The organism is Streptomyces sp. NPDC048288 (assembly GCF_043201555.1).
Classification (GTDB): domain Bacteria; phylum Actinomycetota; class Actinomycetes; order Streptomycetales; family Streptomycetaceae; genus Streptomyces.
The window spans coordinates 321,046-344,271 of record NZ_JBICZD010000005.1; the positions used below are offsets into that span (position 1 = coordinate 321,046).

At 71.6% G+C, this 23,226-nt stretch carries 21 protein-coding genes; 13 read left to right on the forward strand and 8 right to left on the reverse strand.

From position 1 onward, the window contains the following. Positions 1 to 119 precede the first annotated feature (119 nt). Genes ACGFZS_RS20215 through ACGFZS_RS20225 form a run of 3 tightly spaced genes read left to right on the forward strand, consistent with a single transcriptional unit; the run spans position 120 to position 3,774 of the window. Positions 120 to 980 carry an amidohydrolase family protein gene (locus ACGFZS_RS20215; protein ID WP_355723464.1) on the forward strand — a complete coding sequence of 287 codons (861 nt, stop codon included), beginning with the start codon at positions 120 to 122 and terminating at the stop codon, positions 978 to 980. A gap of 13 nt (positions 981 to 993) precedes the next feature. Continuing rightward, a complete protein-coding gene (locus ACGFZS_RS20220; RefSeq protein ID WP_393796247.1) occupies positions 994 to 2,703 on the forward strand; it encodes a thiamine pyrophosphate-dependent enzyme in 1,710 nt (569 codons plus the stop codon). An 18-nt stretch (positions 2,704 to 2,721) separates the two neighbouring features. Continuing rightward, positions 2,722 to 3,774 carry an Ldh family oxidoreductase gene (locus ACGFZS_RS20225; RefSeq protein WP_393796248.1) on the forward strand — a complete coding sequence of 351 codons (1,053 nt, stop codon included), beginning with the start codon at positions 2,722 to 2,724 and terminating at the stop codon, positions 3,772 to 3,774. Between the two features lie 103 nt (positions 3,775 to 3,877). Here ACGFZS_RS20225 and ACGFZS_RS20230 read toward each other — a convergent pair whose 3' ends face one another. Then, positions 3,878 to 4,816 (reverse strand): alpha/beta hydrolase fold domain-containing protein, encoded by a 939-nt coding sequence (locus tag ACGFZS_RS20230; RefSeq protein ID WP_393796249.1) that lies wholly within the window; start codon positions 4,814 to 4,816, stop codon positions 3,878 to 3,880. A 99-nt stretch (positions 4,817 to 4,915) separates the two neighbouring features. On the opposite strand from ACGFZS_RS20230, the gene ACGFZS_RS20235 reads away from it, so the two are divergent. The 7 genes from ACGFZS_RS20235 (at position 4,916) to ACGFZS_RS20265 (ending at position 12,327) form a co-directional block, all read left to right on the forward strand. After that, on the forward strand, positions 4,916 to 5,449 hold the full coding sequence (locus ACGFZS_RS20235; protein ID WP_393796250.1) for a MarR family winged helix-turn-helix transcriptional regulator: 534 nt from the start codon (positions 4,916 to 4,918) through the stop codon (positions 5,447 to 5,449). 9 nt (positions 5,450 to 5,458) lie between these two features. Next, a complete protein-coding gene (locus tag ACGFZS_RS20240) occupies positions 5,459 to 5,881 on the forward strand; it encodes a VOC family protein (RefSeq protein ID WP_393796251.1) in 423 nt (140 codons plus the stop codon). 151 nt (positions 5,882 to 6,032) lie between these two features. Next, positions 6,033 to 7,517, forward strand: a complete 1,485-nt coding sequence (locus ACGFZS_RS20245) for a family 43 glycosylhydrolase (RefSeq protein ID WP_393796252.1) — start codon at positions 6,033 to 6,035, stop codon at positions 7,515 to 7,517. 37 nt (positions 7,518 to 7,554) lie between these two features. Beyond that, on the forward strand, positions 7,555 to 8,997 hold the full coding sequence (locus ACGFZS_RS20250; RefSeq protein ID WP_393796253.1) for a family 43 glycosylhydrolase: 1,443 nt from the start codon (positions 7,555 to 7,557) through the stop codon (positions 8,995 to 8,997). 66 nt (positions 8,998 to 9,063) lie between these two features. After that, the gene (locus ACGFZS_RS20255; protein ID WP_393547746.1) at positions 9,064 to 9,441 is read left to right on the forward strand and encodes a DoxX family protein; all 378 of its coding nucleotides are present in this window, start codon (positions 9,064 to 9,066) and stop codon (positions 9,439 to 9,441) included. Further along, positions 9,442 to 9,909 (forward strand): peroxiredoxin, encoded by a 468-nt coding sequence (locus ACGFZS_RS20260; RefSeq protein WP_359223433.1) that lies wholly within the window; start codon positions 9,442 to 9,444, stop codon positions 9,907 to 9,909. Positions 9,910 to 9,963: 54 nt separating this feature from the next. Continuing rightward, entirely contained in the window at positions 9,964 to 12,327 is a 2,364-nt protein-coding gene (locus tag ACGFZS_RS20265; protein ID WP_393796254.1) for a SpoIIE family protein phosphatase, read from the forward strand. 15 nt (positions 12,328 to 12,342) lie between these two features. Here the strand turns inward: ACGFZS_RS20265 and ACGFZS_RS20270 are convergent, their stop codons facing one another. Together ACGFZS_RS20270 and ACGFZS_RS20275 are read right to left on the reverse strand one after the other, a co-directional pair. Further along, positions 12,343 to 12,780, reverse strand: coding sequence for a cupin domain-containing protein (locus ACGFZS_RS20270; protein ID WP_393796255.1), 438 nt, complete (start codon positions 12,778 to 12,780; stop codon positions 12,343 to 12,345). A gap of 90 nt (positions 12,781 to 12,870) precedes the next feature. Beyond that, positions 12,871 to 13,701 carry an aldo/keto reductase gene (locus ACGFZS_RS20275; RefSeq protein WP_393796256.1) on the reverse strand — a complete coding sequence of 277 codons (831 nt, stop codon included), beginning with the start codon at positions 13,699 to 13,701 and terminating at the stop codon, positions 12,871 to 12,873. Positions 13,702 to 13,797: 96 nt separating this feature from the next. Between ACGFZS_RS20275 and ACGFZS_RS20280 the strand changes: the two genes are divergently transcribed. Continuing rightward, complete coding sequence (locus ACGFZS_RS20280; protein ID WP_393796574.1) at positions 13,798 to 14,862, forward strand: LacI family DNA-binding transcriptional regulator; 1,065 nt, start codon at positions 13,798 to 13,800, stop codon at positions 14,860 to 14,862. Here ACGFZS_RS20280 and ACGFZS_RS20285 read toward each other — a convergent pair. The 4 genes from ACGFZS_RS20285 to ACGFZS_RS20300 are packed head-to-tail and all read right to left on the reverse strand — an operon-like array spanning position 14,825 to position 19,428. Next, positions 14,825 to 16,189, reverse strand: coding sequence for a glycoside hydrolase family 32 protein (locus ACGFZS_RS20285; protein WP_393796257.1), 1,365 nt, complete (start codon positions 16,187 to 16,189; stop codon positions 14,825 to 14,827). The genes ACGFZS_RS20280 and ACGFZS_RS20285 overlap by 38 nt on opposite strands. Further along, positions 16,186 to 17,040, reverse strand: coding sequence for a carbohydrate ABC transporter permease (locus ACGFZS_RS20290; protein WP_393796258.1), 855 nt, complete (start codon positions 17,038 to 17,040; stop codon positions 16,186 to 16,188). Before ACGFZS_RS20290 ends, ACGFZS_RS20285 begins: the two co-directional genes overlap by 4 nt. 28 nt (positions 17,041 to 17,068) lie before the next feature. Then, positions 17,069 to 18,022, reverse strand: coding sequence for a carbohydrate ABC transporter permease (locus tag ACGFZS_RS20295; RefSeq protein WP_393796259.1), 954 nt, complete (start codon positions 18,020 to 18,022; stop codon positions 17,069 to 17,071). Continuing rightward, the gene (locus tag ACGFZS_RS20300; RefSeq protein ID WP_393796260.1) at positions 18,019 to 19,428 is read right to left on the reverse strand and encodes an extracellular solute-binding protein; all 1,410 of its coding nucleotides are present in this window, start codon (positions 19,426 to 19,428) and stop codon (positions 18,019 to 18,021) included. The genes ACGFZS_RS20295 and ACGFZS_RS20300 overlap by 4 nt, the downstream gene beginning before the upstream one ends. A gap of 181 nt (positions 19,429 to 19,609) precedes the next feature. On the opposite strand from ACGFZS_RS20300, the gene ACGFZS_RS20305 reads away from it, so the two are divergent. After that, complete coding sequence (locus ACGFZS_RS20305) at positions 19,610 to 21,160, forward strand: glycoside hydrolase family 32 protein (RefSeq protein WP_393796261.1); 1,551 nt, start codon at positions 19,610 to 19,612, stop codon at positions 21,158 to 21,160. Here ACGFZS_RS20305 and ACGFZS_RS20310 read toward each other — a convergent pair. Then, positions 21,150 to 22,127 (reverse strand): phosphotransferase enzyme family protein, encoded by a 978-nt coding sequence (locus ACGFZS_RS20310; protein ID WP_393796262.1) that lies wholly within the window; start codon positions 22,125 to 22,127, stop codon positions 21,150 to 21,152. The two genes, ACGFZS_RS20305 and ACGFZS_RS20310, sit on opposite strands and share 11 nt — an antisense overlap. Positions 22,128 to 22,265: 138 nt before the next feature. Here ACGFZS_RS20310 and ACGFZS_RS20315 point away from each other — a divergent pair, with 138 nt between their 5' ends. Next, positions 22,266 to 23,225 (forward strand): TauD/TfdA family dioxygenase, encoded by a 960-nt coding sequence (locus ACGFZS_RS20315; protein WP_365681942.1) that lies wholly within the window; start codon positions 22,266 to 22,268, stop codon positions 23,223 to 23,225. Position 23,226 lies beyond the last annotated feature (1 nt).

Consider the following 23,226-nt stretch of genomic DNA (forward strand, 5'->3'; position numbering starts at 1 on the left):
AACAGGGCGCTTCCGCGCAACAACAGCTTGCGCTCCGGGATCTCCGCAAGAGCGCACCGGACGCCTAGCGTTCCTTCCGCACCACCCCAAGATCCCCACCGAGAAAGAGAGTTCGCGCCATGTTCGTCGTCGACACGCAGATCCACATCTGGAAGGAAGAGACCCCGGACCGCCCCTGGGTGCCCGGCGCCCGTGAGCGGATCCGGCTCAACGGCCACCGCGAGGACCCCTTCTCCTACGAGGAGGCCCTGGAGCTGATGGACGAGGCCGGCGTGAACCGGGCGCTGATCCTGCCGCCGTCCTGGGAGGGCGACCGCATCGACTACGCCCTGGAGGCCTGCGAGGCCCACCCGGACCGGTTCGGGATCATGGCCCGCATCCCGCAGAACAAGCCCGAAGAGGGCACGGCCATGCTCAAGGACTTCGCGCAGAACCCCCATGTGAAGGGCACCCGGCTCACCTTCCACCGGCCGCAGGACCGCAACTGGATGATCGACGGCACCAACGACTGGTACTGGCCGCTCGCCGAGGAACTCCGGATTCCGACCATGGTCCACGCGCCGATCTGGAAGCGTGAGCTGGGTGAGATCGCCGCCAAGCACCCCGAGCTGAAGATCATCATCGACCACATGGGCATCATGGCCCGCTGCGTCGACGACGCGATCGGCTACTGGGTCCAGGAGACCGCGGACCTGGCCGTCCACCCGAACATCTACGTCAAGGTGTCGGCGCTGCCGGGCTACTCCACGCAGCCCTTCCCGAACAACAACATCCAGAAGTACGTGCGCGAGATGGTCGACAAGATGGGCCCGCAGCGCTGCTTCTACGGCACCGACATCACCCGGCTGCTAGGCCACGGCATCACCTACACCGACACGATCGAGCAGTTCACCAAGCACTGGGACTTCACGCCCGAGGAGCTTGAATGGATCCTGGGCCGCGGTATCTCCGAGGTCCTGAACTGGCCGATCGAGGGCTGAGGAAGCACCGCTCATGACCAACACCCCAGGAACCGACGGCGGGGACGCCCTCGTCTCCGCCTTCAACGCCGTGGGCGCCGACTACCTCTTCTGCTCCTCGGGGTCCGAGTGGGCCCCGGTGTGGGAGGCGCTGGCCCGCCGCCACCGCGACGGCGCCCCCGCACCGCGGTACCTCGACCTGACCCACGAGACGGTCGCCGTCGGCATGGCCACCGGCTACGGGCTGGTCAGGCGCCGCCCGCAGGGCGTGCTCCTGCACGCCGCCCCGGGCCTCCTCCAGGGCTCGATGGCCGTGCACGGCGCGCTGCTGGCCGGCGTGCCCATGGTGGTCGCCTCCTCGGAGTCGACGACCTACGGCGACGCCCCCGGCCACGACCCGGGCGGCCAGTGGTACCGCAACCTGTCGATCGTGGGCGGCCCGCACGGCGTCGCCCAGCCGTTCACCAAGTGGTCGACCGAGGCCGCCAGCGTGCACACGCTGCCGACCATGGTCACCCGGGCGGCGGAACTGGCCTGGCGTGCGCCCGCCGGGCCGGCGTACCTGAACATCCCCCTGGAGATCCTCCTGGAGGAGTGGGACGGCCGCGAGGCCAAGCCGGTCGTGGCGCCGGGCTCCACCCACAGCTCGCCCGAAGAGGTCGACCCCGTCGCCCAGTTGATCCGCGAGGCGGTCAACCCTGTGATCGTCACCGAGACGGCGGGACGGGAAGCGGGCGGCTTCGAGGCCCTGGTGGCCTTCGCCGAGGCCTGGAACATCCCGGTCGTCGAGCCGGACTCGGCGGTGTGCGGCAACTTCCCGCGCACCCACCCGCTGCACGCCGGCAGCGACATCGGGCCGTGGATGGACACGGCCGACCTCATCCTCCTGGTGAACTGCCGGGCGCCCTTCTACCCGCCCTCCCGCCGCCCCTCGAAGGCGAAGATCGTCGTCATCGACGAGGTGCCGCAGCGCCCGCACGTCGTCTACCAGGTGCTGTTCGCCGACACCTACCTGGAGGGCAACACCGCGAACACGCTGCGCCAGCTGACCAAGCGGGCGCGGGACCTCGACGAGACGGCCGTCGCCGAGCGCCGGGCGGCCCAGCACACCCGGTACTCCGAGGAGACAGGCGCGCTCGCCATGGCCGAGGTCAAGGCCTGCGAGGAGCCCGGCAGGACGGGCGTGGACCCGGTGCTGGTCGCCGCCACGCTGCGCAAGCTCCTCGACGGCCGGAACGGGATCGTCGTCGACGAGACCATCACCCACAGCCGCGTCGTCAAACGCCATCTGCGCACCGCCGACCCCGACTCCTACTTCTACGTCCAGGGCGGACTCGGCCAGGGCATCGCGGTCGCCCTCGGCGTCAAACTCGCCGCGCGGGAACGCCCGGTGGTCCTCACCATCGGCGACGGCGCCTTCACCTACAACCCGGTGATCCCGTCGTACGACGCCTCCAAGGCGTACGACCTGCCGCTGCTGGTCGTGGTGTTCAACAACCGTGTCTACAAGTCGATGAATCTCAACCACCGCCGCTTCTACCCCGACGGCGCCGCCGCCGAGACCGGCGAGTGGCTGGGCACCGACCTGCACCGGCTGCCCCGGCTCGCGGACTTCGCCGAGCCCTTCGGCATGCACACCGAGACCGTCGACACCGCGAACGACCTCGCGCCCGCCCTCCAACGTGCTCTCAAGGCCGTCTCCGAGGGCACCACCGCCGTCGTCGACGTCCTCGTCACCCGCTAGCCCAGGAGACCCGCCACCATGTCCGACACCCCCACCAAGACCCTGGTGCCCGCCGACGACCTGCGCGCCTTCTCCGCCGCCCTCCTGGAGAAGGGCGGCCTGAGCGCCGAGCACGCCCGCACCACCGCCGACGTGTTCGTCTGGGCCGCCCAGCGCGGCGTCGACTCGCACGGCACCGCGCGGGTCCCCGCGTACCTGGACCTGCTCGCCAAGGGCGTCGCCAACGCCGACCCGCACCTGACCGTCGAATCCACGGCCCCGGCCGCCGCCGTCCTCGACGCCGACCGCGCCCCCGGCCCGGTCGCCCTGACCGCCGCCGCCGACGAGGCGGTACGACGGGCCCGCGACACCGGCATCGCCTCGGTGGGCGTCCGCCGTACGGTCCACACCGGCGCCATCGGCTACTACGTCTCCCGGATCGCCGAACAGGGCCTGGTCGGAATCGGGTTCGTGGCCGGCATGCCCAACATGGGCTACACCGGCGTCCAGGGCGCCGCCGTCGCCACCAGCCCGCTCGCCATCGCCGTACCGGCCCGTGAACACGCCCCGCTGCTGCTGGACATGGCCACCGCCACCATCGCCCTCGGCAAGATCCGCCAGGCCAAGGCGAGCGGCACGCCGCTGCCCGAGGGCGCCGCCGCGACCGCCGACGGCACCCCGACGACCGACCCCGAACAGGCCGTCATGCCCCTGCCCCTGGGCGGCGCGAAGGGCTCCGGCATGTCCCTGGCCTTCGAACTCCTCACCAGCGTCCTGGTCGGCGCCCCGATCTTCGCCTCCTTCCACACCGGCGACCGCGCCCACCGCCAGAACGCCCTCCTCATCGCCCTCGACCCGGCGGCCTTCGGCGACCCGACCGCCTTCCTCGCCGCGGTCGACGACACCCTCACCACGCTCAAGTCCCTCCCGCCCGCCGAGGGCGCGGCCGGCGTCTTCTACCCGGGCGAGCGCAGCGCGGCGAAGGCTGCGGAACGGGGCGAGAAGGGGATCCCGGTGGCACCGAAGGTCTGGCGCGAACTCACCGAGCGAGCCGACAAGTTGGGCGTCACTGTGCCGAGTCTCGAAGCCTAGCTTCATAAGCAACGGTTCGTCCGCGCCCCAAAGGGGCGCGGGGAACTGCGCGACCAGCCACAGCTCACCGTCAGCCGCCGGCACCCCCGCACTCCCCGAGTTCTCAGGCGCCCTTCTCCCGAACCGCCCGCAGATGACGCGCGATCAGCGCATACACCTCCCGCGCCTTCGCATCGTCCTTGCCGTCGTACCCGTGATCCACCCCACCCACCTCGTGATGCTCCGCCAACGCCCCCACCGCCCCCAGCCGTGAGGCATACCGCTCACCCTCCGCCCGCAACAGGTCGTACTCCGCGGTGATCACCACCGCCGGGGCGATCCCGGTCAGATCGGCCGTGTCCGAGGGGTGCGCCGGAGAGACCAGCGGGTCGGCCCGCCGCTTCGGCTCCGGCACATACGCCGTGTCGAACACCTCCGCCATCCACGGCCGCAGCATCGGCCTGGCGATGGCCGCCCGCTTGTCCGCCGCGCTCGTCACCAGGTCCAGCGGCGGATAGTGCAGCACCTGCAGCGCGATCGAGGGGCCGCCCTCCTCCCACGCCTGCCGGGCCACCGCCGCGGCGAGCCCGCCCCCCGCGCTCTGCCCGCCCACGGTCGGCCGGGAGCCGTCCCAGCCCTGCTCGGCCGCGTGCTCGGCGACCCAGCGGACCACCTCGTAGGCCTGGCGGGGCGGGGCCGGGAAGGGGTGCTGCGGGGCCACGACGTAGTCCACGTTCACCACCGCCACCCCGGCCTCGGCCGCCAGGAACCGGCAGAGGGGGTCGTCGAGCTCCGTGAGCGACATGACGTAACCTCCGCCGTGGAAGTTGACGTGCACCGGGGGAGCGGTCACCTCGGCCGCCGGGAGGTAGACCGTGGCGCGGGCCGGGGCGACGGACGTCGGGACGGTCAGCTCGCGGACCCGGCGCGGGTACTCGGGGAACCGGGCGTGCGAGGCGGCGTCGGAGCCCGGGCCGCTCAGGCGCCTGCTCGCCAGGAGGGTGAGCCGCTGCAGGGTCTTCGCGCCGAGGGCGGCGACCGATGGACGGGCCAGGAGGGACATACGGCTCCGATCGGTGAACGCTGCGCGTCACGCAGTACTCTGCGTAAACGCACGCAGTAACTTACTTGAGTTACGCAACGATATGGTAAACTGGCTGGTATGTCCACAGAACCGCTTCCAGCCGTCCCCGCCGCCACCCCGGAGGTGGTCGAGATCGAGCGCGCCCTGACCCGTATCACCTATCTGAGCACCAGGGCCCGGCAGCACGAGCGGCTGATGGCCCTCGCCGGCGTCCCGCTGGACCGCGCCGCGGTCGCCCTGCTGCGCCAGGTCGCCGACTCCGAGCCGCTGCGCCCGGGGGAGCTGGCGCAGCGCCTCGGTGTCGAGGCGTCCCACGTGACGCGGACGGTACAGCAGCTCCAGAAGTCCGGCTATGTCACCCGTGTCCCCGATCCGGACGACCGCCGGGCCCAGCGGATCGAGCTCACCGACGCCGGCCGGGACGCCGTCGACCGCGTCCGGGACGCCGGGGCGCGCGGAATGCAGCTCGCGCTGGGCAACTGGAAGCCGGAGGAGCTGCGGCAGCTGGCCGTGCTCTTCCATCGCATGGTCGACGACTTCCTGGCGTACGCGGTCGAGGACGAGCCCGGCCAGGAGTCCGGAGAGACGGTGCGTCCGGCCGGGACCGTGTAGGTTTCCGGCATGCGCGGACGGTCCGAGGGTCAGCCCGGTGTTCCCCGAATGTCCCGGCACGACTGGTGGGGCGTCGTGCTCGAAGCCCCCGACCCGCAGGCTTTGGCGCGCTTCTACGCCGATCTGCTGGGCTGGGAGATCGTGAAGGAGGAGCCTGACGGGGCGGCCGTCGCCCCGCCGGAAGGCGTCGCCTACCTGGCCTTCCAGCTCTCCGAGGGGTACGTCCCGCCCGTCTGGCCCGCGCGGGCGGGGGCTCAACGGATGACCATGCACCTCGACTTCGAGGTGACGGACCTGGGGGCCGCCGTCGCGCACGCCGTCGAACTCGGCGCGCGCGAGGCCGGCCACCAGCCGCAGGCCGATGTGCGCGTGCTGCTCGACCCGGCGGGCCACCCCTTCTGCCTGTACGTCGACGGGAGCGACGCCGGCTAGGGCGGTCAACGCACCACCCCCGTACGCCTCTTGAAACCCAACTCGACACGTCCAACCCATTGACGTGTCATTGCCACCCCCTTACCTTCTGGTCGAAGTTCCGTACGTCGTTCGGCATTCCGAACGAACTGGCCGCCGGAAGGGACTCACCGTGCTCCGCACCCGCCCCTGGCTCGTGCTCGTCGCGGCGCTGCTCGCCGTACTCGGGTCCTTCGTGACCACACAGCCCGCAGCGGCGGCCGACGGCCGCCCGTTCACCAACCCGGTCAAGGCGCAGAAGGGCGCCGACCCCTGGCTGGAGTACTACAACGGCAACTACTACCTGATCAGCACGACGTTCACGAACGAACTGCTGATGCGCAGGTCGCCCACGCTCGCGGGCCTGGCGACCGCGCCCAGTGTCCAGGTGTGGTCCGACACCACCGCCGGACGCAACGCCAACATGTGGGCGCCGGAGTTCCACTACTTCGACGGCCACTGGTACCTGTACTACGTGGCCGGCCAGTCCGGCGCCGCCTGCTGCGACACCCAGCGGACCTACGTGCTGGAGAGCGCGGGCACCGATCCCATGGGCCCGTACACCTACAAGAACCAGCTCACCGGCTCCAATCTCACCCCGGGCGGCTGGCTCATCGACCCGAGCGTCCTGGAGTACGGCGGCAAGCTCTACCTCGTCGGCAGCGGCTTCGTCGGCGGCAGCGCGCAGAGCCTGGTGATCGCGCCGATGAGCAACCCGTACACGGTGAGCAGTTCCGCCTTCACCCTGATCTCGCAGCCCACGCTCAGCTGGGAGACCTCCGGCGCCGCCGTCAACGAGGGCCCCGAACCGCTCTACCACGACGGCAGGACGTTCCTCACCTTCTCCGCGAGCTACTGCCAGACCGCCGACTACAAGCTCGGCCTGCTGGAACTCACCGGCACCGACCCGCTGAACCCGGCTTCCTGGACCAAGTCGGCGTCCCCGGTCTTCCAGCGCAATGACGCGGGCGGCGTGTACGGCCCCGGCCACAACGGCTTCTTCAGTTCGCCGGACGGCACGGAGAACTGGATCGTCTACCACGCCAACAGCTCGGCGAGCGGCGGCTGCGGCAACGCCCGGACGACCCGCGCGCAGAAGTTCACCTGGAACGCCGACGGAACCCCGAACCTCGGCACACCCGTCGCCACCGGGACGACCCTCGCCGGACCGTCCGGGGAGACCGCGGCAACCCCTACCGCCTACACCCTGGTCAACCGCAACAGCGGCAAGTGCCTCGACGTGGCGGGCGGCAACACCGCCGACGGCACCAACGTCTTCCAGTGGACCTGCAACGGCGGCAGCAACCAGAAGTGGCGCGTCGAGGACCAGGGCAACGACACCAGCCGGCTCGTCAACGTGGCCACCGGCAAGGTCCTGGACACCGCCGACTGCTCCACCGCCGACGGCGCCGACCTGCGCCAGTGGTCCTGGCTCGACAACACCTGCCAGAAGTTCCGGCTGATCTACACCGGCGGCGACTACGTCCGGATCGCGAACGCCAACAGCGGCAAGGTCGCCGACGTCGCCGACTGCGGCACCGCCGACGGCGCCGACGTACGCCAGTGGACCTGGCTGAACAACACCTGCCAGCAGTGGCGCCTCACGCCCACCACCTGACCCGCACCCGCCGCCACCGAGAGGAACCACCCGCACCGTGAGACGTATCGTCGGCCGGACGCTGACCGCCGTCCTCGCCGCCCTCGCCCTCGTCCTGACCGTCACCCCCGCGCACGCGGCCGTCCCCACCTCTCCCGCCGTGACCTTCACCAACCCGATCGCCGAACAGCGGGCCGACCCGCACATCTACAAGCACACCGACGGCTACTACTACTTCACCGCCACCGTCCCCGAGTACGACCGCATCGTGCTGCGCCGGGCCACCACCCTCCAGGGCCTTTCCACCGCCCCGGAGACCACCATCTGGACCAAGCACGCCAGCGGAGTCATGGGCGCCCACATCTGGGCACCGGAGATCCACTACATCGACGGCAAGTGGTACGTGTACTTCGCCGCGGGCTCGACGAGTGACGTCTGGGCGATCCGGATGTACGTCCTGGAGACCGACGCCGCCAACCCGCTCACCGGGACCTGGACCGAGAAGGGCCAGATCACCACCACCTGGGAGAGCTTCTCGCTGGACGCGACCACCTTCGTCGTGAACGGCGTGCGCTACCTGGCCTGGGCGCAGCACAACCCCGCCGAGGACAACAACACCAGCCTGTTCATCGCCAGGATGGCCAACCCCTGGACCATCAGCGGCACCCCGGTGGAGATCTCCCAGCCCACGCTCTCCTGGGAGACGATCGGCTACAAGGTCAACGAGGGCCCGGCCGTCATCCAGCACGGCGGCAAGGTCTTCCTGACCTACTCCGCCAGCGCCACCGACGCCAACTACTGCCTCGGCATGCTCACCGCGTCCGCCTCCGGCGACCTGCTGGACACCGCCTCCTGGACCAAGAGCCAGACGCCCGTCTTCAAGACCAACGCCTCGACCTCGCAGTACGGGCCCGGGCACAACTCGTTCACCGTCTCCGAGGACGGAAAGTCCGACATCCTCGTCTACCACGACCGCAGTTACAAGGACATCACCGGCGACCCGCTGAACGACCCCAACCGCCGCACCCGCCTGCAGAAGGCCTACTGGAACGCCGACGGCACCCCCGACTTCGGCATCCCGGTCGCCGACGGCGTCTCCCCGGTCCGCCTGTCCTCGTACAACTACCCGGACCGCTACATCCGCCACTACGACTTCCGCGCGAGGATCGAGGCGAACGTCACCAACCTCGCCGACTCCCAGTTCCGGATCGTCACCGGACTCGCCGGCACCGGCACGGTCTCCCTGGAGTCGGCGAACTACCCCGGCTACTACCTGCGCCACAAGAACTTCGAGGTGTGGGTCGAGAAGGACGACGGCACCACCGCCTTCGACAGCGACGCCTCCTTCTACCAGCGCTCCGGCCTCGCCGACCCGGCCGGGGTCTCCCTGGAGTCGTACAACTACCCGGGCCGGTACATACGGCACTACAACAACCTGCTCCACGTCCAGACGCCCGGCACCACGCTGGACCAGCGGGACGCCACCTACTACCTGGAGTAGGGCCCGACGCGGACCGGGGCGGTACCGCCGGGTAATATCCGGCGGCAGGTCGTCTGAGGAGGCTTCGTGTCCCGGTCCGAACGTTCACCCCTGCTCCTGGCGGGGCTGCTGGCCACCGCCGGGGTCGCCCACTTCGTGGCGCCGAAGTCCTTCGACGCCACGATCCCCAAGGCGCTCCCCGGGGCGCCCAGGGCGTGGACGTACGGGAGCGGGGCCGTGGAACTGGCGCTGGCGGCGGGGATCGCCCTGCCGCGCACCCGCAGGGCGGCGGCCAAGGCGGCCGCCGCCTTCTTCGTCGGCGTCTTCCCGGCCAATGTGCAGATGGCCGTCGACTGGCAGCAGCGGCCCGAGCCGCTCAGGACCGCGGCCCTCGCCCGCCTGCCGCTCCAGATCCCCCTGGTGCTGTGGGCGCGCGGTGTCGCACGCAACGAGGAGGGCCGATAGATGGCGGGAACCGTCGAGGTCGGAAGCAAGGTCGAGGACTTCGCGCTGGCGGACGAGACCGGTACGACCCGGACGCTCACGGAGCTGCTGGCCGACGGGCCGGTGGTGCTGTTCTTCTACCCGGCCGCCCTGTCGGCGGGCTGCACCGCCGAGGCCTGCCACTTCCGGGACCTGGCGAGCGAGTTCGCGGCCGCCGGCGCACAGCCGGTCGGAATCAGCGGGGACAGCGTGGAACGCCAGCAGGAGTTCTCCGGGAAGCACACCCTCGGCATGCCGCTGCTCTCCGACCCCGACGGCGCCGTACGGGAGCTGTTCGGCGTCAAGCGCGGCTTCTCGCTCGCCCCCACCAAGCGGGCCACCTTCGTGATCGCCCAGGACCGCACCGTCCTGGAGGTCGTCCGCAGCGAGCTGCGGATGAACACCCACGCCGACCGGGCGCTGGCCGCCCTCCGCGGCCACCAGGGCTGAGACGGTCCGCGTCCGCGCTTGATGCCCCGGGACATAGGTCTCATCCTGGGGCGTATGGAGCGTGTCGCGGCCGCGGCGGTCATCGATGCCCTGGGCAGGGTGACGGGGTGGAGCGAGGGCGCGCGGGTGCTCACCGGGCGCCCGGCACAGGAGGTCGTGGGCCGGCCCGCCGCCGACCTGCTCGCCGAGGAGGTCCCGGCGCGGACGCTGGCAGCCCGCTCCGGGACCGTCACCCTGCGCCACGCCGACGGGCGGCCGCTGGAGATCGCCCTGACCGCCTGCCCGGTCCTCGGCCCCGACGGCGGCACCACCGGGTACGTGCTCACCGCCGACCCGCCCTGGCAGGCCGACCCCACCCTGGCCGGACAGGCGTTCCAGCAGGCCTCCATGTCCATGTCGGTCTTCGACGTCGGCCAGCGCTACCTCCGCTCCAACGCGGCCGCCTGCCGTGTCATGGGCATCCCCGAGGAAGCCCTGCTCGGCCGCTTCTTCCCGGACACCGTCGAGGAGGCCCCGCACAGCGAGGGCTTCCTGCGCCATCTGCGCCAGGTCGTCGAGACCGGCCGGGCCCTGCGCTACGAGAGCTTCACCGGCGCCCCGGCCCTGAACCGGGACCACGCCTGGAGTATCGAGATGTGGCCGCTGCGCGATCCCGGCGGGGAGCTGACCGCGGTCGCCCTCGCCGCCTTCGACAGCACCGAGCAGTACCTGGCCCGGCTACGGCTCGCCCTCCTCAACGAAGCCGCCACCTCCGTCGGGACCACCCTGGACGTGGTGCGCACCGCCGAGGAACTCGTCGAACTCCTCGTCCCCCGGTACGCCGACTTCGCCAGCGTCGACCTCCTCGACTGGGTCCTCGGCTCCGAGGAACTGCCCATCGTCCCGGAGGGCGACATCGTGCTGCGCCGGGTCGCCCACGGCTCCGCCACCGAGGGCACCCCCGAGGCCGCCGTACGGCTGGGCGAGACCGAGGTGCACCTGGCTGCCTCACCGCCGGCGCGGGCGCTGCGGGAGCGGCGGGCGGTGGTCAGCCAGGCCGGCGAGCCCGAGTTCCGCCGCTGGGTCGACGAACGCAACGCCCGCGCGCCCGAGGGCCGCGCCCACCGCGAGGGCGTCCACTCCATGATCGCCGTGCCCCTGCAGGCCCGCGGCACGCTGCTCGGCGTCGTCGTGGGCGTCCGGATGCGCCACCCCGACGACTACGTCACCGACGACACCGTCTTCGCCGAGGAACTCGCCAGCCGCGCCGCCGTCTGCATCGACAACGCCCGCCGCTTCGCCCGCGAGCGCTCCACCGCCCTCGCCCTCCAGCACAGCCTGCTGCCCAGCGGCCTGCCGCGCGGCCAGGCCGCCGTCGAGGTGGCCCACCGCTATCTGCCCTGCGGATCGGTGGCCGGCATCGGCGGCGACTGGTTCGACGTGATCCCGCTCTCCGGCAGCCGGGTCGCCCTGGTCGTCGGGGACGTCGTCGGCCACGGCATCCGCTCCTCCGCCACCATGGGCCGGCTGCGCACGGCCGTCCGCACCCTCGCCGACGTGGACCTGCCGCCCGACGAGCTCCTCACCCACCTCGACGACCTGGTCACCCACCTGGCCGCCGACGGCCCCGGCGAGGAGGTCGCCGAACTCGGCGCCACCTGCCTGTACGCCGTCTACGACCCCGTCTCGCGCCGTCTCGCGCTCGCCGCCGCCGGCCATCCGGCACCGGCCCTGGTGCTGCCGGGCTGCGCCGCCGAGCTGATCCCGATGACCGCGGGCCCGCCGCTCGGTGTCGGCGGCCTCCCCTTCGAGGCGACCGAGCTCGAACTGCCCGAGGGCGCCGTCGTCGCCCTCTACACGGACGGACTGGTCGAGGACCGCGACCGGGACGTGGACCGCGCCACCGAGGAGATGTGCCGCGCCCTGTGCGCGCCGGCCGAATCCCTGGAGTCCCTCAGCGACAACGTGCTCAAGGCCGTCATGCCCGAGCAGCCCTCCGACGACGTCGCGCTGCTGCTGGCCCGCACCCGCACCCTCGGCGCCGACCGGGTCGCCACCTGGGAGGTGCCGCCCGACCCCGCCCAGGTGGCCCACTTCCGGCAGGCGGCCACCGAACGGCTCACCGCCTGGGGTCTGGACGAGGCCGCCTTCGTCACCGAACTCGTCGTCAGCGAACTCGTCACCAACGCCATCCGCTACGGCGAACCGCCCATCCGGCTCCGGCTGATCCGCGACCGCGCCCTCATCTGCGAGGTCTCCGACGGCAGTTCGACCTCGCCGCATCTGCGCCGGGCGCACGCCTACGACGAGGGCGGCCGCGGGCTGCTCCTCGTCGCCCAGCTCACCCAGCGCTGGGGCAGCCGGCAGACGGGCAGCGGCAAGACCATCTGGGCCGAACAGCCGCTGCCCGAAGGCCCGTTGCCGGTCACGGAGCCGTGAACCGGACCACCCGGACTACTCGAAGTCGCAGCCCGGGTTCGGCACCGACTCGGCGTACGGGGAGCCGTGCGGCAGGACGTACAGCACGTCCAGGACCAGGTCGGTGTCGCCCAGGTTGGCGCCCAGATGCACATCGCCGGAGCCGCCCGGCTCGTACACCGTGCCGCCCCGCCGGTACACGCCGTCCTCCTGGCAGTCGGAGTGGAAGTGGCTGAGCGTGCCCTGCTGGACGTACCCGTAGACCGGGCCGTCGTGGTAGTGCCAGCCGGTGGTCTGGCCGGGCGGGACGGTGATCTCCCGCAGGACGTAGTCGGTGTCCCCGATGGTGGTCTGGCTGATCACCCTGCCGGTCACCCCGGGTCCGGCGGGGGTGGCCTGGGCGGTGCCGCAGGTCAGCAGCGTGCCGGCGGCCACCACCCCGGCCACGGCGGTACGGAGCGCGGTGGTGCGCATACGAGAGGCCTCCTGAGCCGAAGATCGAGTGCCGTCGTGAACATAGGCCGCCGCGAGGCCGGGCGGGGCCGGAACGGCGCAATCCGGGGCTCAGAACTCCTCGTGGCTGTCCGGGTCGCCGCCGAGGCGCTGATGGGCCCGCTCCGAGACGGCCGCCGTCTGGGCCGCGTTCAGCCGGAAGCCGGCCACGTCCAGGTTGGCCCGCTGCCGCTCGGGGTCCGCCGACTTCGGGATGGCCACCGCGCCGAGCTGGACGTGCCAGCGCAGGACGACCTGAGCGGGCGTCACCCCGAGCGCCTCGGCCACCCCGACGACGGCCGGGTCGCGCAGCAGCCGGCCGTCCTGGCCGAGCGGACTCCAGCTCTCGGTGACGATGCCCTTCCCGGCGTGGAAGGCGCGCAGCTCCTCCTGCGGGAACAGCGGATGCAGCTCCACCTGGTTCACCGACGGGAGCACCCCGGTCTCCTTCTCCAGCCGCGCGAGGTGCTCCTCGGTGAAGTTGGAGACGCCGATCGAGCGCACCAGCCCCTCCTCGCGGAGCTTGATCATCGCCTTCCACGAGTCGACGTACTTCCCGACCCGGGGGTTGGGCCAGTGGATCAGATACAGGTCCACGTACTCCAGGCCCAGCCGCTGCCGGGACTCCTCGAAGGAGGCGAGGGTCTCCTCGTAACCGTGGTGGCGGCCCGGCAGCTTCGTCGTCACCACCACCTCCTCGCGGGGGACGCCGCTGCTCGCGACACCCCGGCCGACCCCGGTCTCGTTGCGGTAGTTCACGGCCGTGTCCACCAGCCGGTAACCCGCCCCGAGCGCATGGCGAACGGCCTGCTCGGCCTGCGTGTCGTCCATCGGCCAGGTGCCGAGGCCGACGGCGGGGATCGTCGTACCGTCGTTGAGCGTGTACGCCGGAGTGCTTGTCACGATGGGACCTTCCGTCGACTGTGTCCTGCCCCACCCTCACGGATAGGGTGAGTGGTGATCAAGCGGGGCGGGCGCGACGAGCGAGCAGCGGGCGGTATGGGCGGCGGCGAGGACAGGAACGGCAGCGGCGGCGGACGGCCCACGTCGAAGGACGTGGCCCGGCGCGCCGGCGTCTCGCACACGGCCGTCTCCTTCGTCTTCAACGGCCGCGCCGAGGGCAACCTCTCACCCGCCACCCAGGAACGCATCCGGGCGGCCGCCGCCGAACTCGGCTACCGGCCCGACCCCGTCGCCCGGGGCCTGCGCCGCCGCCGCACGGCCGTGATCGGCCTGGTCACCGACGAGATCGCCTCCTCGCCCTTCGCCGGACGGCTGCTGCGCGGAGCCATGGAGACGGCCTGGGACCGCGACCACCTCGTCCTCACCATCGACTCCGGCGGCGACCCGGCCAAGGAGGACGCGGCCGTCGCCGAACTCCTGGACCGGCGCGTCGACGGCATCATCTACGCGGCGATGTCGCTGCGCCGGGTACGCGTCCCCGAGGGCCTGCACCGCACCCACTCCGTGCTCGCCAACTGCCTGCCCGAGGACGACTCGCTGCCGGCCGTCGTCCCGGCCGAACGGGCCGGCGGCCGTACGGCGGCCCGGCTGCTGCTCGACGCCGGGCACCGCAGGATCGCCATGGTCGGCGGCCAGGACGACATCGCCTCCGTCGAACGGCTGCGCGGCTTCCGGGACGCCCTGCGCGCCGCCGGAGTCACGCTCCCGAAGGAGTGGGTCGTGCGCACCGGCGGCGAGATCGTCGCCGGCTACGAGGGCGCCGCACGTCTCCTGGACGGCGTCGCCCCGCGGCAGCGCCCGACCGGTGTCTTCTGCTACAACGACCGGGTCGCGGCGGGCGTCCTGCACGCGGCGACCCGGCTCGGGATCGCCGTACCCGGGGAACTGTCGGTGATCGGCTACGACGACCAGGAACACATGGCCGCCTTCCTCACCCCGCCGCTCACCTCGGTCGGCCTGCCGCACCGGGCGATGGGCGAGGCCGCGGCCCGGCTGCTGCTCGACACCATCGACACCGGCCGCACTCCGCCCGCCACCGTCCGGCGCCTCGCCTGCCCGCTGGTCAGCCGCTCGTCGGTGGGACCAGCTCCCACCCGATGACCTCGGCGTCCCCCTCGACCGTCAACTCCCGCACATCTCCGGGACGTTGATACACCCGCTCGGTGACCGTCGCCCGGTCCGCCACGAACAGTTCGAGCAGCGAGCCGTCGACGAGGAGGCGCACGGTGAGCGGTACGCCCGGGGGAGTATCGAGGGCGAGGGGCGCGGACCCTTCCCGGCCGGCCCGAGGCCAGCCGGTGCGGTCCAGGGTGACGGTGCCCTGCCGGGGATCCAGCCCGATCGTCAGCCGGCTGTCGCCGGACCGGAGCAGGGTCACCGTCGCGCGGTCGTGCGCGGTGATCTCCAGGTCGTACGACACCGGAAGCGGTCCGGCGCCGAACGGGTCCGGCGCCCGCAGGAGGTCCAGCTCCGGCGCGGGGGAGACCCGGAGGCCGCCGTCGGGACGCGTGCCGACGACCCTGGGCGCGGTGAGCACACCCGCCCAGCCCTCGGGGGTGTCCCGCGCCTCCCACGACCAGCCCCACAGCAGGGCACGGTCCTCCTCCTGGAGCACGGCGGGCGCGTAGAAGTCCCGGCCGTGGTCGAGCCGCCCGCCGACAGTGGCCTCGAAGCCCAACCCGCCGCCGGTGCCGCTCACAAGACGGCCCGTCAGGTATCCGGTGGAGCACGGATCGCCGTCCCACAGGGACACCACCAGGACATGGCCGCCGTCGACCGTCCGGTACAGCTGCGGGCACTCCCAGCCCACCGCCTTGTCCCCGAAGGCGTCCGAGGCGACCGGGTCGGCGCCGTCGAGCAGGACCCCGGCGAACCGCCAGTCGGTCAGGTCGTCGCAGTCGTACACCAGGACGGACGGGGTGCCGTCGGCATGTCCGGCGCCGACGAGGGCGTGGCGGCGCCCGGCGTGCCGGAAGACGAAGGGGTCGCGGAACATCACCACGTCGAGGCCCTCGGGCGGGGCGCCGACGACCGGGGCGGGCACCGGCCGCCACCGGACGAGCAGCGGGTCGGCCGCCCGGGCCAGGCAGATCGTGCCCAGGCCGGTGTGGTCGTGTCCGATCCCGGTGTAGACGGCGGTGGGGGTGCCGTCGTCGTCGACCACGCATCCCGACCAGCAGCCGCCCTCGTCCGGGCCGCCCGGGGTCGGGGTGAGGGCGATCGGGTGGTGCTCCCAGTGGGCGAGGTCGGGGCTGGAGGCGTGGCCCCAGTGGATGTTCGCGTGCACGGGCGCGGCGGGGTTGTACTGGTAGAAGAGGTGGTAGCGGCCCTGCCAACGGAACGGGCCGTTGGGGTCGTTGACCCAGTTGGCGGGCGGACGGACCCGGAACCGCGGGGCGTTGGGATCCTGGGGAGCGGCGAGGCTCAACGGTTGACTCCTGCGGAGGTGATGCCCTCGCGGAGAGGGCGCTGGCCGACGAGGAACACGGCGACGGCGGGGAGCATCGACAGCACGACACCGGCGAGGACGACCGAGACGGAGCCGGTGCCCAGGTTGCCCTGGAGGGAGACCAGACCCAGCGGCAGTGTGTAGTTCTGGCCGGAGGTCTCCAGGATGAGCGGGCGGAAGAACTCGTTCCAGTGGTAGTTGAAGGCCAGCACACCGACGATCGCCAGCCCCGGCGCGGCCAGCGGCGCGTACACCGACCGGAAGATCCGCCAGGGGCCCGCGCCGTCCAGCATGGCCGCCTCGCCGAGGTCCTTCGGCATGCCGAGGAAGTACTGCCGCATCAGGAAGGTGCCGAACGCGGTCGGGAACGCCGGGATGATCAGACCGAGGAGCGTGTCGGTCAGCCCCATCGACTTGAGTACGAGGAACACCGGCACGATCGTGACCTGCAGCGGAACCATCATGGTCGCCAGGACCAGCCCGAACAGCGGCCGCTTGAAACGGAATTCGAGGCGTGCGAAGGCGTACCCGGCGAGCCCCGCCGTGATCATCTGGCCGACCGCGATCAGGGCGGTCACCAGGGTGGAGTTGAGAGCGAGCAGCCAGACGTCGATCTGGTCGAAGACGCCCCGGTAGGCGGCCGTGCTCGGGTGGGCCGGGATGATCCGCGGCGGCAGGTCGAAGGACTCGGCCGGAGTGCGAAGGGAGGTCGAGACGGTCCAGATGACCGGACCGAGCGTCAGCAGCGCGCACACGGTCAGTCCGGCGATCCGCGCCCAGGGCGCCAGCCGGTACCGGACACCGCCGAGGGTCGGAGTTGCTTGGCTCATGGTCGCTTGGCTCAAGGGACTCACCGGCTCACTGGTAGTGGACGAAGCGCCGGCTGAGCCGGAACTGGACGGCGGTCACCGCCATGATCAGCACGAACAGCAGCACGCCCACCGCGGACGCCTCGCCGAAGCGGAGCTGCTCGAAGGCCCGCTCGTAGATCACCATCACGACGGTGCGGGTGGAGTCGCCGGGGCCGCCGTCGGTCAGGACGTACGGCTGCTCGAAGACCTGGAGCGCGTTGATGATGCCGACCACCGACGCGACCAGCAGGGTCGGCGACAGCAGCGGGAGCGTGATCGCGAGGTGCTTGCGCAGGCCGGTCGCGCCGTCCAGGGCGGCGGCCTCGTGGATCTCCTTCGGGATGTTGTTCAGACCCCCGACGAACAGCAGGAAGGAGAAGCCGAACTGCTGCCACACATAGACGATGACCACCGTGGCCATCGCCCCGTGCTCCGACGTCAGCCAGGGCACCGGCGCGATGCCGACCAGCCCGATCAGCCAGTTGACGACGCCGAAGTCCTGGTTGAAGAGGTACTTCATCACCACCGAGATCGACGCGGCGGACAGCACCAGCGGGAAGAAGAACGCCGACCGGAAGACCGAGCGCAGCCAGCCGGGCATCCGGCCGTTCAGCGCGAGCGCCAGCGACAGCGCGATCATCAGCTGCAGGGCGACCGCGAGCACCATGAAGACGAGCGTGTTCCGGAACGAGACCAGGACGGTCGAATCGCCCACGATCTCCCGGTAGTTGGCGCCGCCGGCGAAACGCGGCGGATCGATCACGTTCCAGTCGAAGAAGCTCAGCACGATCGACCCGATGATCGGTACGACCGTGAAGACGACGATCCCGACGATCGTGGGCGTCAGGAAGAGCGCCGCCAGCAACCGGGTGCCACGCTCCCGGCCCGGCGCCCGCACGGACACCGCGGGCGGAGCGGACACGGAACGGGCCCGTCCGGCGGTGATCTGGGTGTTCGTCATAGGTCACGCTCCATGGCCTGCTCCAGATCGCCCTGCATCCGGCGCAGCGCCGGCGCCACCGAGCGCGGACTCGCCAGCGCCGTCCCGGTGTACTTGAGCAGTACGTCGGTCACCTCGGCGACCTGCGGCGGAGCCGGGATCGGGCCGGTGTCGGGGAACTTGTCGAGGGTGTCGTAGAAGACCTTCCAGTGCGCCGGGCCGGTCTCCCGGTAGCGGCCGGCGGTGAGCATCGAACGCCGGGCCGGGGTCGTCTGGTTGGCCGCGAACAGCTCGGTCATCACGTCCTTGCGAGCCGCGTACTTGATGAACTCCCAGGCCGCGTCCTGCTTCTTCGAGGTCCGCAGCAGCGCGTAGCCGGCCGCGCCGAACTGCATGCGCTGGGTGCGCCAGCGGGGGAAGTACTGGACGTCGTAGGCGTCCGCCTTCATCCCGGCCAGATGCAGGCCGCCCGCCCAGAAGCCGCCCGCCGGGGTCACCCCGACCCGGCCGGTGGAGAAGACCCCGACCAGGTTGGTGCCGTTGCCGCCCTCGGGCCGGGTGCACAGGTCCTCCTGGATGAGCGAGGCGAGATAGTCGTAGACCTCCTCGACCCGGGCGGAGGTGGCCTGCGGGGTGGTCCAGCGGAAACCGCCGCCCCGGCCCAGGCGGTCGGCCGCCGGGTAGAAGGCGTCCCACAGCCAGCTCCCGCCCGGCGCCCTGGACTCGGCGAGCAGATTGGTGCCGTTGTTGAACAGCCACGGCACCACCCCGCCCCACAGCCGGTTGGTCCAGAAGTACGGGGTGAAGTGGGAGTCGCTCGACCGCTTCATCTCGCGCAGCAGCGCGGTGAAGTCGTCGCGGGTCCAGTCGGCCGGCGGGAAGCCCGCGCCGGCCCGCTTCAGCACCTGCTGGTTGAGGTACATGTCGGCCGCGTTGAACTCGACCGGGAGCTGGTACAGGCTCCCCTCGTACATCATCGACTCCACCAGCGAGGGATGGACGTCGGCGAAGTACTCGCGCAGTTCGGCCGCGTCCCGCCGCACCCAGCGGTCCAGCGGTACCCCGAGCCGTTCGGCGAACAACTGCACGCCCTCGGTGGCGACATAGACCAGGTCGGGCGCGGTGCCCGCCGCGATCTGGGTGAGGATCTTCGCGAAGAAGTCCGACCAGTCCACGGCCTGCACGGCGTTCACCCGCAGCGGGACGTCCGGGTGGAGCTCGCGGAAGCCGGTGCTCAGCGCGTGCACGGCGGCCGGGTCGAAGGCGGAACCGAGGGTGGCGACGACGAGTGAGCCGTCGTCCCGGCCGGGTATGTCGGCCCCGGTGAGCCGGTCCCAGCTCGCGGCGGTGCCGGCCAGCGCGGCGGCCCCCGCGCCGTAGGCGCCGTACCGCAGCAGGGCGCGGCGGGAGAAGTGCGAGTCGGTCATCCAAGGTGCCTAACTCGTTTTAGGAAAGGTTCGACGCCCCAGATGATGAGAAGCGCGTCATATCCCTGTCAAGGGCCGTGAACGCTTGACCTTTAACGAGTTAGGTCTACAGTCCTGGATTCAGCCGACCGTCTTTCCGAGCCGCGGAGACGGCCGGTCGGGACGAGAGGAACGATGCCTGATGCCAGGGCTGTCCAGGAGAGCGCTGTTCGCCGGATCGGCGGCGGGGGCGAGTGCCGCACTGCTGCCCACCGCACCGGCCGCCGCCAAGCCCGGGCCCAAAGCCGTTCGCGGCTGCGCGAGTTACCGGGCCGTCTACCACTTCACCGTCCCCGACCAGTGGAAGAACGACCCCCAGCGCCCGGTCTGGATCGACGGCGAGTACCACTACTACTACCTCTACAACGCCGACTACCTCGACGGCGTCGTGGGCACCGCCTGGCGCCTCGCCACCAGCACCGACCTGGTCTCCTTCACCGATCGCGGGATCGCGGTACCGAAGGACACCACCGTCAACGGCGACGTCTGGTCGGGCTGCGCCGTCGTCGACACCGGCGACACCGCGGGCTTCGGGGCGGACACGGTCGTCGTGATCGTCACCATGTCACCCGGCGGCGGCACCGACCACCAGGAGCAGTTCCTGTACTACTCCACGGACGGCGGCCGTACCTTCACCAACCATGGCACCGATCCGGTGCTGCCCAACCCGGGCGTCGCCGACTTCCGCGACCCCAAGGTGATCCGGGACGAGGCCGGCGACCGCTGGGTGATGGCCCTCGCCGAGCGGAACAAGGTCGGCTTCTACCACTCGGCGGACCTCAAGTCCTGGACCTACGCGGGCGGTTTCATCAAGGACGGCATCGGCACACTGGAGTGCCCCGACCTGTTCCGGATCACCGCCGACGACGGCACCGCCAAGTGGGTGCTGGGGGTGAGCGCGGACGGCACCGGCTCCGGGCTGCCCAACACGTACGCCTACTGGACCGGTTCCTTCGACGGCAGCGCCTTCACCGCCGACTCCGCCGACCCCCAGTGGCTCGACCACGGCTGGGACTGGTACGCGGCCGTCACCTTCGAGAAGCGGGACGCGACCGGCACCCTCGACGACTCCGCGCGCTACGCGCTGGGCTGGCTCAACGACTGGGCCTACCCGAACACCACCCCCACCATCGACTGCGACGGCTTCAACGGCACCGACTCCATCGTCCGCGAAGTCACCCTGAAGCACGCCTCCGACGGCGGTTACCACCTCGCCTCCCGGCCGGTCGCCGCGCTCGACTCGTACGTCTCCCGCACGGTCGACCTCGGCGACCTGACCGTCGACGGCACCCTCCTCCTCGACTACACGGGCACCTCGTACGAACTGACCACCGAGATCACCTGGTCCCAACTCACCGGAGCGGGAGTGCAGTTGCGGCGCTCGCCGGACGGCGGCCGGCACATCGACGCCGGGGTCTACGGCGACTACGCCTTCCTCAACCGGCGCAACACCGTGAACCCCGACACCAGCGGCGACCGGCAGGAGAGCCACACCCCGTTCGACCTGTCCACGGGCTCGGTGAAGCTGCGCATCCTCGTCGACCGCACCTCCGTGGAGATGTTCGTCGGCGACGGCCGCTACACGCACTCCGCCGAGGTGTTCCCGTATCTCGTCGACGACCGGCTGGCCCTGTTCACCATCGGCGGTACGGCGGTGTTCCGGAACACCGCCGTACGGGAGTTCACGGTGTGACGGCCGCGACCAGCCGGGACACGGCCGCGAGGTCCGGTACGTCGGCCAGCCGGGACACGACCTCGCCGCTCCCGAACTCGCGCTGCTCGGGCGTCAGGTCGGGGTCCACGGCGGCCTCGGCCTGGACCTGGACGTAGTTCAGCGAGGTCGCGAAGAGCATGGAGAACGACTCCGGGCCCCGGACGGTGGCGGGGCCGCCTGCCCGCCGGTAGGCGTCGACCAGGCGCCGGGCGGCCGCCGGGTTCACGTCGTTGCCGCCCGACCAGACGAACAGGGCCTGCGCCAGCTCCCGTTCCGCGGACGTGGGTCCGGCGTTGTCCCAGTCGAGCAGGACCGGGCCGGCCGGGCCGACCAGGACGTTCTGGGGTTGCAGATCCAGGTGGGAGATCACCCGGTCGGCCGCGTCGGACGGGCTCACCCAGCGGGCCAGCTCCACCGCCGACGTACCGATGAACGCGCCCAGAGCGTCCGCCCAGGGCAGCCCGGCCTCGGCCACCTTCCCGTGCAGGTCCTTCCAGTCGCTCTCCCGGGGGCACCGCTCGTACCAGTCGTGCGGTGCCTCCGTCGCGCCCGCGCCCGCGCGGTGCAGCAGGCCCATGGTCCGGCCGAACCAGTCAAGGACCGCCGGGTCGCCGACGTCCGCCCGGGTGCCCTCGATCCAGTCGTACAGCTTCACATGGGTCATCCCGCCGTCGGCCGGGACCCGCGTGAGGTGGGCGCCATGGCGGTTGGCGAACAGGCGCGGAGCGGCGATGCCCAGGCCCTCGCCCGCGAGCCGTAAGGCGGCCTCCCGCGCCACGTCCCCCTCGGCGCAGTCGAAGAGGAGCTGCTTCGCCGCCCGGGCGGACCCGTCCGGGCCCGTGAGCCGCCAGATCCGCCCCAGCGCGCCACGGGCGACGGGCGTCAAGGTCCAGGGCCCCGGACCTAGTTCATAGGCCTCGGCGATGAAGTCGGCGCTGTCGTGCATGAGTCGCTCCTCGGGGACGGGATCCACTGTCGTGCCCTGCGATCATCACGTGGCCGACGCGATGCGACACGTCTTTTTTTGCGCGCCCCCGGCTGTCACGATCTTGGGGAACCGACACCGACGACCATCGGAGCGCGCATGACGACGGAACGCAGCACGGGGACCGGGGCGGCCGAGGTGAAGCCCGTCGCCGGGCACATCGGCGCCGAGATCACCGGGGTCGACCTCACCGAGGACCTCGACGACGCCGTGGTCGCGCTGATCCGGGAGGCCGTGCTGCGCTGGAAGGTCGTCTTCTTCCGGGGGCAGCGGCTGGACCACGCCGGTCATGTGGCCTTCGCGCGCCGCTTCGGCGAGCCGGTCGTGCTCGGGCGGCGGGGCAGCGCGTCACCCGACGGCTTCCCCGAGGTGGAGACCACCGCCGACCGGCTGGAGCTGGGCGGCCGGTTCGGGATGGAGCACGAGGAATGGCTGCGCCGCCGCCGGCACACCCTGCTGCGCGGCTGGCACTGCGACCACGGCGCCCGGATCGACCCGCCCGCCGCGACGATCCTGCGCGCCGAGACCGTCCCGCCCTACGGCGGCGACACCACCTGGGCCAACCTCGCCGCCGCCTACGCCGGACTCTCCGCACCCGTGCGCGCCTTCGTCGACGGACTGCGCGCCGAGCACCGGCTCGGCGTCGGCTACCAGCCCCGCCCCGGCGATGACACCTATCTGCGCCACCTCCTGGACCACCAGGTCGCCTCGGTGCACCCGCTGGTACGCGTCCACCCCGAGAGCGGCGAGCGGGTGCTGTACGTCAACGGCTACTACGTCGAGCAGATCGCCGACGTCTCCCGCCCGGAGAGCGCCGCCCTGCTGGAGATGCTCCTGGAACAGGCCGTACGGCCCGAGTACACGGTCCGCTTCCGCTGGGAGCCCGGCAGTGTCGCCTTCTGGGACAACCGGGCCACCATCCATCTGGCCCCGAGCGACAACGCGCACCTCGGCCTCCCCCGGGTCATGCACCGGGTGATGCTGCACGGCGAGGTGCCGGTGGGCGTCGACGGCAAGCCGTCGGAGCCGGTCACCGGCACGGAGGCACGCCGCTGGTGAC

Bases quoted from the DNA above. Each gene is read 5' to 3' on its own strand.
- ACGFZS_RS20215 (WP_355723464.1), top strand. From the start codon at position 120: ATGTTCGTCGTCGACACGCAGATCCACATCTGGAAGGAAGAGACCCCG.
- ACGFZS_RS20220 (WP_393796247.1), top strand. From the start codon at position 994: ATGACCAACACCCCAGGAACCGACGGCGGGGACGCCCTCGTCTCCGCC.
- ACGFZS_RS20225 (WP_393796248.1), top strand. From the start codon at position 2,722: ATGTCCGACACCCCCACCAAGACCCTGGTGCCCGCCGACGACCTGCGC.
- ACGFZS_RS20230 (WP_393796249.1), bottom strand. From the start codon at position 4,816: ATGTCCCTCCTGGCCCGTCCATCGGTCGCCGCCCTCGGCGCGAAGACC.
- ACGFZS_RS20235 (WP_393796250.1), top strand. From the start codon at position 4,916: ATGTCCACAGAACCGCTTCCAGCCGTCCCCGCCGCCACCCCGGAGGTG.
- ACGFZS_RS20240 (WP_393796251.1), top strand. From the start codon at position 5,459: ATGCGCGGACGGTCCGAGGGTCAGCCCGGTGTTCCCCGAATGTCCCGG.
- ACGFZS_RS20260 (WP_359223433.1), top strand. From the start codon at position 9,442: ATGGCGGGAACCGTCGAGGTCGGAAGCAAGGTCGAGGACTTCGCGCTG.
- ACGFZS_RS20265 (WP_393796254.1), top strand. From the start codon at position 9,964: ATGGAGCGTGTCGCGGCCGCGGCGGTCATCGATGCCCTGGGCAGGGTG.
- ACGFZS_RS20270 (WP_393796255.1), bottom strand. From the start codon at position 12,780: ATGCGCACCACCGCGCTCCGTACCGCCGTGGCCGGGGTGGTGGCCGCC.
- ACGFZS_RS20280 (WP_393796574.1), top strand. From the start codon at position 13,798: ATGGGCGGCGGCGAGGACAGGAACGGCAGCGGCGGCGGACGGCCCACG.
- ACGFZS_RS20290 (WP_393796258.1), bottom strand. From the start codon at position 17,040: ATGAGCCAAGCAACTCCGACCCTCGGCGGTGTCCGGTACCGGCTGGCG.
- ACGFZS_RS20295 (WP_393796259.1), bottom strand. From the start codon at position 18,022: ATGACGAACACCCAGATCACCGCCGGACGGGCCCGTTCCGTGTCCGCT.
- ACGFZS_RS20300 (WP_393796260.1), bottom strand. From the start codon at position 19,428: ATGACCGACTCGCACTTCTCCCGCCGCGCCCTGCTGCGGTACGGCGCC.
- ACGFZS_RS20305 (WP_393796261.1), top strand. From the start codon at position 19,610: ATGCCAGGGCTGTCCAGGAGAGCGCTGTTCGCCGGATCGGCGGCGGGG.
- ACGFZS_RS20310 (WP_393796262.1), bottom strand. From the start codon at position 22,127: ATGCACGACAGCGCCGACTTCATCGCCGAGGCCTATGAACTAGGTCCG.
- ACGFZS_RS20315 (WP_365681942.1), top strand. From the start codon at position 22,266: ATGACGACGGAACGCAGCACGGGGACCGGGGCGGCCGAGGTGAAGCCC.